We start from the raw sequence: 897 nt of genomic DNA on the forward strand, positions 1-897 counted from the left end.
CGAACAGGCAATGGATGGAAAGATCTGGCCCAATCGGCTATGGGAACCATTCTGATGAGGCAACGGCAAACGCCTCGGGAACATCTTTGCTTGAGGCAACACGACCGGCCATCGTAGTTGTCGCCACGCAGACGCCGTCGCCGCCCGGGCGGTGAATGGTCGCGTCCTGAAACGTATTATCCTTGGACGCCGCCACGCGTACCGCGTAAAATTCATCTTAAACGATCTGCATACAGTCGAACATTGTGCGACAAAACCCAGCGTAATGATCCGAAAACGAGGCCATGCGGGCGTGAAAACTGGCATGGGGACCGACCAGCGCCTGGAACCAGCTTAGCGGTTCCGTTTGGGAACAACGCTCACTTTTCCGCTTCCTTCGACGTAGGCGGCGCCAACATCTGCGGGATCGCCCACCTGCTCGAGCCGAATGGCTTCGAGCATATCTTCGCGGCTCAATTCGGCGCGCCTCAGAGCATCCTCATCGACATGACCGTATTTGATAATCTTGATCGGTCGCTCTTTGACAAGCCATGACAAAAAGCCGCATCGCAGCGTTGCGTGTGCGAGAACCCGGTGCAGATGACCAGAACCAATGTCGCGCTCAATGCCGGCACCGACGCGACTTTTCCGGTCATGACCCGGCTGACGTTGGAACATGCGATGAGCACGACGATAATATCAAGCGGCGCGTATTGGGCGAAGGTTCTGCGTCCAGCTATTCGCACACACAGAATTCCGAAACCAAACAAGAAAACCGCTCGAGCACAGAGCTGCAGAGCTGCAGAGCTGCAGAGCTGCAGAGCGGTAGCATTCTCACCCGGCCCAATGAGCAATGTAAGCGCCGACGGAAGGCGGCGTTGACGTAGGGTTATTTGGGTTTCCGCGGGCGCGGCGCCC

At 57.2% G+C, this 897-nt stretch carries 1 protein-coding gene; it reads right to left on the reverse strand.

Annotation, left to right across the window (positions count from 1 at the left end):
* Positions 1-333 precede the first annotated feature (333 nt).
* On the reverse strand, positions 334-657 hold the full coding sequence (locus tag LH128_RS32540) for a YetF domain-containing protein (protein ID WP_083910355.1): 324 nt from the start codon (positions 655-657) through the stop codon (positions 334-336).
* Positions 658-897: the final 240 nt, after the last annotated feature.

This window comes from Sphingomonas sp. LH128 (assembly GCF_000293195.2).
Classification (GTDB): Bacteria; Pseudomonadota; Alphaproteobacteria; order Sphingomonadales; family Sphingomonadaceae; genus Novosphingobium; species Novosphingobium resinovorum_A.

Coding starts and splice junctions, on each gene's coding strand:
- LH128_RS32540 (WP_083910355.1), bottom strand. CDS start 657: ATGTTCCAACGTCAGCCGGGTCATGACCGGAAAAGTCGCGTCGGTGCC.